General features: G+C 46.0%; 3 protein-coding genes. 1 reads left to right on the top strand and 2 read right to left on the bottom strand.

The window, feature by feature from the left end:
• Together AB4589_RS12685 and AB4589_RS12680 are read right to left on the bottom strand one after the other, a co-directional pair.
• Positions 1 to 579 (bottom strand): patatin-like phospholipase family protein (locus AB4589_RS12685; RefSeq protein ID WP_372100698.1); only part of this gene is annotated, 579 nt, incomplete at its 3' end.
• Between the two features lie 334 nt (positions 580 to 913).
• A complete protein-coding gene (locus AB4589_RS12680) occupies positions 914 to 1468 on the bottom strand; it encodes a hypothetical protein (protein WP_009846993.1) in 555 nt (184 codons plus the stop codon).
• Positions 1469 to 1880: 412 nt separating this feature from the next.
• On the opposite strand from AB4589_RS12680, the gene AB4589_RS12675 reads away from it, so the two are divergent.
• Positions 1881 to 3389: a DUF3360 domain-containing protein gene (locus AB4589_RS12675; RefSeq protein WP_017087374.1), complete on the top strand. Its 1509-nt coding sequence runs from the start codon at positions 1881 to 1883 to the stop codon at positions 3387 to 3389.
• Positions 3390 to 3438 lie beyond the last annotated feature (49 nt).

Raw genomic sequence — 3438 nt, 5'->3', positions numbered from 1 at the left:
AACCGGTGTCACTTCCTGTTGAACAATTTCAGGTTCGCCGCCTAAGTTCACAGCCAGAGTAAAGTCTGTCTTATCACCAAAGGTAGGCGCAATCGGCACAGGGTTGAGTACCCCGCCATCAATCAGCGCTTCGCCATTAATCACATGAGGCGTGAAGAACAATGGCAAAGAGATAGAAGCGCGAATGGCATCAAACAGAGAGCCTGATTGCAGCCAAACCTCTTTTTCATCGGCGACGTTAGCGGCAACTGCGGTATAAGGGATAGGCAGTTCTTCAATTGAAATCTCACCGATCAATCCACGCAGTGTGTCGATGATCTTGTCCCCTTTGAAGATACCACTCGATTGCCATGAAAAATCCAACATCATCGCCATATCCGATTGGTCGATACTGGTGACCCACTCTTCAAATTCATCCAACTTACCCGCCGCATAGACACCACCGATAAGTGCGCCAATTGAACAACCAGAGATGGATTTTATCTGATAGCCATGCTCAATTAACCAACGGATGATTCCAACGTGAACCAAGCCTCTTGCGCCACCACTGCCAAGTACCAACGAGATCGTTTTTTCCATCGTACTCATCCTTTAATTCATTAGCTCTTCAAAGCTTTGGGCAAAAATTATATCACTTCGTGTCAGTGTAAGCTGTGTAATGCTTTGAAAACTGCACCACCTGCGTGCCTAAATGTGTCTAGGATTGAGAGCGGGCAGCTTAAGTTGATTGCTGAAACTCATAGACTTTAGACTACCGCACTAAACTAAAAGTGAGTCATTCCAGCAAGCCTAAGCGCGACTAGGAATCTGCTTTCCGTTAGCGCTTGATACAAAAAAGTCGCCCACTTGAAAGCGAGCGACCTCTTGTTGTTCATTGTATTTTTGAGCTCATTCTGTAAGTGAGAACAAAGAATTACAACACGCGTAAGCACTCTTCTGGCGACAAGCTCAAGAGCGTATTGGCGAAGTTAATCTTCTCATCACGCCATCTCAATGCTGCCTCTCGACCTTCTTGTGCGTGTCTGTCGGCCTCAAAATAGCTTTTTCTTGGAAGCCCGTCTGCTGGCGTCATCACCATAGACTGTTCATTCAAGCGAAGCGTAAACAAGAACTGACCACGTTGTCCGGTTTGCGCTGCAGGGTGATGCAATGTGGTATCACAGCAATAGCGCCTATCACGCAGTGCGCGGCATGTGTACTCAAAAGCATCTTGAGCACCACGTCCAGGGAACGCGGTATAAACACTGATGCCATCACGTTGCAAAGACTGCTCACCCGCCGCGAGTTGCACCGCATGTTGGATCATCCTAAAGCCCAGAACCACGCCACCAATGCTGTTCAATCCACTGTATTGAATTGCGCCTTCTAAGCTCAGATGAAGTTTGTCTTCCCCTTCATAGAGAAAGAGATCAGGCGATGCCCAATCGCTCTTTGGAATAAGCAGTTGAGTAATATCCGAGTGTTCCATGTTGGTCTCCGCAACAATGAGTGTGTTTGAGCCCACAAGGTAACGTAATGAGAATTATTATCAATAGTTTTTAACCAAAAACGTTACCCCAGAAACCACTCATCGATGGATGCTATCTGATGCTTTAACGCCAAGCATTTCTTGTTAGATATTCATTTATTACCAATAAAGCTCATCGCCTACAAATAAACAGACACATACTATCTACAGGGTCTAATACTAGTCGTCCGACTCTACGACTAATGTCTAACCGACTGAGTCTATTTGTTTTTTTTGGTTTGGTATAAGGTACTAACAACTAAATGTTAATGAATTTTTAATGATAAGTTGACGCATTGTTTTCACTTCATGCCGTGAGTCAACAACGTTTGTTGGAATAACACACCTTAGAGTGTGAACGAAAGGAATCAAAATGAGCACTACTTTAGAGTCCGCACATATACAAACAGAGAAGCCTCAAGCCAATGAGGATGAACTCACCTATGAACAACAACATAAACCAAGATCGGAATTTGATTCCCGAGAACAGTATTTAGAACATGAATTACAAATCATGTCGCCTAAGCGCTGGCGTCCAAATTTGCCGTTTAAAGATTATCGATTTGAGATAGAAGACACCATCCCAGCGATGGCGGCGACCATTGGTAAAGTGGTTATGGTGGGCGCTATTGCAGCCACCTTTGCTGGGGCTCTCGGATTAAATGAAGACTTCATTCTAGAAAACGTTCGTTATGAACTCCTCATCGCCTCTGTTTTCATTATTATTTTCTCTGGCTTCCTGTTGCCGACCGCGAACCTCGCAGGTACACACGGCCCACTCATTCCTTTAATTCCGATTGTGGTTGCAGCAGGCGGACACCCTATGGCGTTTGGATTGCTGATTGGCGCTTTTGGCCTAATCTTAGCCATCAGTAAAGGTGGCAGTATGTTGGCCAACCTCACCAGTAAAGGCGTATGTGGCGGATTATTGCTCTACCTTGGCTTTGTTGGAACCGCTTCTCAAGTGAAAAAGCTGTTCGCTTGGGCTGAAGGAATTGGCATGAGCCACATCGCGTTTGTCGTGATCTTTTGCACCATTATCTTGTACGCGTTATTGGAACACTTCCGCAAACGTTGGTTAGCCGTACCTCTTAGTTGTTTACTGGGTGGTACGATTGCATTTGCCATGGGTGCCCCATTCGCTTTCCACACTGAGCCAGGCTTACCTAACATGAACCCTATGTATTGGTGGGGAGAAGATACAGGCTGGATGCTTGGCCTACCGACGATTGAACACTTCATGGTGGTATTGCCGTTTGCAATTCTAGCCGTGGCGATGTGGTCGCCAGATTTCTTAGGCCATCAAGTATTTCAAAAGATCAGCTACCCAGAGCGTACCGAAAAAGTACACATGAACATTGACGACACCATGACCACGGCTTCAATCCGCCAAACGTTCGGTTCTTTGCTCGGTGGTACTAACTTTACGTCTTCATGGGGTACTTATATCGTACCGGCGGCGATTGCTAAACGCCCTATTCCTGCCGGCGCTTTGCTCACAGCTCTGTTCTGTATCATCGCAGCAGTTTGGGGCTACCCGATGGATTTAGCTATCTGGCAGCCTGTACTTTGTGTCGCTCTCATTGTTGGGGTATTTGTTCCATTGCTAGAAGCTGGCATGGAAATGACGCGTGAAGGAAAAACCACGCAATCGGCAGCGATTGTCGTATTTTCTTCAGCGCTCGTTAACCCTGCATTTGGTTGGGCTCTCACTATGCTGTTGGATAACTTAGGCTTAGTCGGTTGTAAAGAACGCAGCAGTGAACTGAGTAAAATGAGCCGTTGGGTATTGCCTGGCATTATGTTTATTGTGCTAAGTGGCGTAATGGCATTGGTTGGCCTTCTACCGGGAATTCCAGCGATTATCCCAAGCTTTCGTTAACCTCGATTAATATTTAGTTTTAGTCGGAACACAAAAAGGCCTCGCAATC

Origin of the sequence: Vibrio sp. 10N.222.49.A3, assembly GCF_041475145.1 — a bacterium.
Classification (GTDB): Bacteria; Pseudomonadota; Gammaproteobacteria; order Enterobacterales; family Vibrionaceae; genus Vibrio; species Vibrio tasmaniensis_A.
This window is presented reverse-complemented; position numbering and strand designations above follow the sequence as displayed.